General features: G+C 54.5%; 4 protein-coding genes. 1 reads left to right on the top strand and 3 read right to left on the bottom strand.

Annotation, left to right across the window (positions count from 1 at the left end; genetic code table 11):
- From WCA53_RS15080 to WCA53_RS15090, 3 genes are all read right to left on the bottom strand, one after another.
- On the bottom strand, positions 1-576 hold a 576-nt coding region (locus tag WCA53_RS15080; protein ID WP_423911662.1), incomplete at its 3' end, for a hypothetical protein.
- A 391-nt stretch (positions 577-967) separates the two neighbouring features.
- On the bottom strand, positions 968-1,363 hold the full coding sequence (locus WCA53_RS15085; RefSeq protein ID WP_423911665.1) for a hypothetical protein: 396 nt from the start codon (positions 1,361-1,363) through the stop codon (positions 968-970).
- 152 nt (positions 1,364-1,515) lie between these two features.
- Positions 1,516-2,676: a hypothetical protein gene (locus WCA53_RS15090; protein ID WP_423911668.1), complete on the bottom strand. Its 1,161-nt coding sequence runs from the start codon at positions 2,674-2,676 to the stop codon at positions 1,516-1,518.
- A gap of 60 nt (positions 2,677-2,736) precedes the next feature.
- Between WCA53_RS15090 and WCA53_RS15095 the strand changes: the two genes are divergently transcribed.
- Positions 2,737-3,195: hypothetical protein (locus WCA53_RS15095; protein ID WP_423911670.1), on the top strand; the 459-nt coding region annotated here is incomplete at its 3' end.

The raw sequence follows: 3,195 nt of genomic DNA on the forward strand, positions 1-3,195 counted from the left end.
GTTGATATGCTTCACGCAAACGAACTTCAAATCGTTCCTGATCGGCCCGAAGCGGTAGGCGAGCGATTCGAGCTTTCGCTGGCTCAACTGGTAATTGCGATGCCGCCAAGTCTCGTCGTCACCGCGCAACTCCATCTTTATCCACCAATCTTGTTCGTCCTTGAGGAAATCGGTCAGTTCGTCGAGTCCGTTGCAGACGTGGTAATCGGGACAGGGCAGTTTGACTTCCTTGAGCGTCTTGAGGAAAAGCTCTCGGTCGTATTCGTAACGCTCGGCGCGGCGGCTCCCCCAAACTCTTTTTCCCCTTCGCTCCAAGTCGAGTTGCAAATCGCCGTCGTAGATTTCTGGAAATATGAACAGGTCGGTCTCGCTGATAACCTTCCAGTCGAACAGGTGACGCACTCTCGTAATGCTGTCAAAGCCGTCGCCGACGACGAGGTCGTTCGACACTGGGCGCGCGCCCTTCCACGGCTTGAAGTAATTGACCTTCCGAAACTCTTTGGCGAGACGGATGGCAAGCTCCACATTATTGCCGTGGTCAACGATTGTCGCGCACTTGTCTGAGCAATCATCCATGGGGCAATTCACCGTGAGTTAGAAATTTCGGCTCTGGCGGTTTCACCCGATCCCACCCGTCGCCGTCCCAAAAGTAAATGTGGCCTTCGGGCATTTTCTTCCAGATGTTTGTCAATCCTCGCGGAGGCATCGTTTCGGACACGAGCGCGTAACCAAACTCGGTGGCTACCATTTCGGGTGGTTCTTCGCGTGGTGGCATCTGATTAGATTCCTAGCAATGTCTCAAGAATGTCTCAAGCTCCCAAATCCTTTTGAACACCACAAGCCAGCGCACTCCCTCAATCCAGTGCTCTGTGTACATGTCAGTGATCTTTCTGGACGCATATCTTTCGCGCCAGTGTTTTAGCAACACTTCTGCAAGCTCTTTGTCGATTGTGTCGATTGGCATGGCTCAAAGCGCCATCACGGTGGCGTTGTATTCTTCCCATTCGATTCCAAGTTGATGCGCCAACATACGCTCCATGTTCTCGGCGAAGCGATGCTCGTTACGGTATGGGCAGCGCGGGTCGTCTCCCGGTTCAGCATCGTCAGAATGTTTCCCCTCGGCACGTTCCTTTTCAAACATGATGTCAAAGTCGTCGGTGTCTTTGAGCGTGACACCGCGATTCTGTAAAAGAAAAATCTCCACCAGCTCATGGATGAGGACAAGTTGCTCGTGGCGGCGGTCTGGCATTTCAGACACCCGAACCTCAAGAGCGTTCTCAGTTTCCCAATAATCTCCGACAGTGGGATAACGATGACCCGCGTTCGGAATGGTTTTGTAGTATATGGGTTTCAGGTGGTTCATATTTCAATCCACGGGATAAATTTTTACCGTTTTGCGAAACAGGTCGAGGTAAGCCTCTCGCGTTCTCGTTTTTTCAATGGCTTCGACGAGCGGGTCTTTTTCTGGTGTTTTTAACCGCAAACCACCTCTCCCTCCGCGTCTCATTTCGACAATCATTCTTCATCCCCCTCGATGAACGACTTCATTCCGCCGCGCTGTATATTCGACGCTGTCTCAAGGTCTTTGCTGGCGATGTCGGCCTGATGCGCCTGCTGCTCCTGCTTGAGCTTCTGATTGAACGCGACTTGGCGTTGAGCCGTTTTTTGAGCATGGCTCTGTTCGGCGAGCTTCATCTTGCTCTGCGCCGTCGCTGCCGTCGCCTGAATCTTGGCCGCGTCTTTCGGATCCATTTGACCGTTTCCATTCTGTTTCGCCGCCGCCTGAGCCGCCTGCTGCTGACGTTGCGCCATCGCCTTGACGAGGTTCATCAACTTCCCAAGCGCGTCACCCAATTTCTTAACGACAGCCTTTTGCTGCGGGTCAGCCGCAAGTTGTTTGATGTAGAAGCCAGCGTAGTTGGCCGCGTTCTGCAATCCCTGAACGTCCTGCGGTGTGCCGACGCCGCCCGATTTCATTATCTGCGCAATCTTCTGCGTCATCAAACGAACGATGGTGGCCGCGACTTCCTGAGCGTTCATACCCGATTTCGGAGTAACCATTGTGCCGCCCATGAGCGTGCCAAAAACAATCTCGGTATCGTGAACGGCATTGCTGACGGTTGGAGTCTCCGGCACAAGCTCCATCGCCTTGGCGGGAATCTTCGTCACCGCCATGGTGAAGTCGCGCAAGATGGTCTGCTGCGCCTCCGGCCCGTATGCGGCCCTGGCCTGCATGAGCATCTGCGCAATCATCAATTCCAAAGTCTGATTGCCGCCGCCCATCATGCGCTCGCTTTGGATGTCCCACGCTTCAGGCACGAGAATTTCCTCCGGCACACCTTGACGCAGACAGTTCGCTCGAAACGATCTGGCGCGAGGGTCTTTCGAGTTCTGCTTGAGCAGGCGTCGGAAGTTCTCCCGATACTCGAATTTTTGGTACTGATACGCCTGATTCAAACCGGCGCTGACGAGCGAGTTGACCTGCTGGATGTCGGCCATGCGCTGAAAATTGGATTCGCGCTCTTTCGGCTGCGCCTTCGGCTGGCCGGTTGACCAGCGGGAATTATCGTCAACGACTTGCTGATTGACGCCTGACACGTATTCGACCAGTCCCAAGTTCGGACTCCACCGCTCGCTTGCCGGCACCGGGGCAATCGTCTCGTCGATGATGCCCATGTTCGCGAGTTCGAGCTTGAGCGCACGCTGAACGTCGTCCATCGACTTCACCTTGAAGTATTGAAGCAGCGTCTCGAACATCGCCTCGTTCTGTTTGCACCATTGCCGGTTTATCAGGTGACAAACTCCGTACTCCATCCAGCCAAGCCCGCGAACCGAATGATACCGGCGCGGCGTGACGGCGGACAAGTCGGCGAACTGAAACGTCACAATCTGATTCCAGTCGGACGCGACTACATTGTTCCCGCTGGTGAAAAGGAAGTCGTTCTTTTTGGATGGCACCAGCCCCTCACCTTTGCTCTTATCGCCGGTCATGCGTTGATCGCGCACCATCGAAATCTTTCCACCGCTGATTGCCGGGGTGCTCCACGAGTCGAGGATGATTCGACGCAGCCAGCCTGCCGGTCGTTTGCCTTCCGCCTCGCAGTAAATATAAATGTCGAAGCAGCGTATCGCGGGGGCTTCGTCGCTGGCATAATAGCCGGTGTCCTCCTTGTTTCGTTCCTCCCACTTTTCAGG

Origin of the sequence: Caballeronia sp. (genome assembly GCF_049581465.1) — a bacterium.
Lineage (GTDB): Bacteria > Pseudomonadota > Gammaproteobacteria > Burkholderiales > Burkholderiaceae > Caballeronia.

Excerpts from the sequence above, each read along its gene's own strand:
- WCA53_RS15090 (WP_423911668.1), bottom strand. The coding sequence starts at position 2,676 with ATGGGCATCATCGACGAGACGATTGCCCCGGTGCCGGCAAGCGAGCGG.
- WCA53_RS15085 (WP_423911665.1), bottom strand. The coding sequence starts at position 1,363 with ATGAACCACCTGAAACCCATATACTACAAAACCATTCCGAACGCGGGT.